At 55.8% G+C, this 509-nt stretch carries 1 protein-coding gene; it reads left to right on the top strand.

The features are described 5' to 3' along the window. Nucleotides 1-189, top strand: a 189-nt coding sequence (locus tag M3090_RS15595; RefSeq protein WP_249057791.1) for a hypothetical protein, incomplete at its 5' end; no start/stop codon positions are given. Between the last annotated feature and the right edge of the window lie 320 nt (nt 190-509).

A 509-nucleotide genomic window follows, 5' to 3' on the forward strand; every position in this document is an offset into this window, starting at 1 on the left:
TGTTGGCATAATCTTCCGTTTCAAATGATGCGGCAAAGGAAAGGGGAAACGGGAGCGGTGGAAAAGGATTTCACGCTTCGGGGCGCGAGTGGCTCGGCTTTGGCGTGGAGTGGCTGGCTGGTTGGTCTTACATCTCATTGTCCGGATAGCCCGTTGGACATCCGTATGATTGCCGGGTGGAATGGCTGATGTGTCGGTGGCTTGTATGGCTGGATGGCTGTTTGTGCCATTAGCCGCTTGACGGGTTGTCCGATTCTGCAACCGTCCGGTTGTCGGTATGTTTGGTTGTCGGTCTGATTGTCCGGTTGGCTGTCCCAACGTTGCAACGGAGGTGCTGGCTACCGTCGGAATCATCCTCCGGGCAAAGTGGCTGTCCTATGGCATAATATGGCCAGTCGGGGTGTTGTGCTGCAAACGGCTCCGCTTCCTACCTTTGCAGCATGAATCCGTTGGCGTGGTCGGAGGCTTTCCGTCTGGTTATCGTCCGCTTTCCCCGAAAGCGCTTTTCT

It is taken from the genome of Bacteroides sp. ET71, assembly GCF_023336905.1.
In the GTDB taxonomy this organism is placed as follows: domain Bacteria; phylum Bacteroidota; class Bacteroidia; order Bacteroidales; family Bacteroidaceae; genus Bacteroides.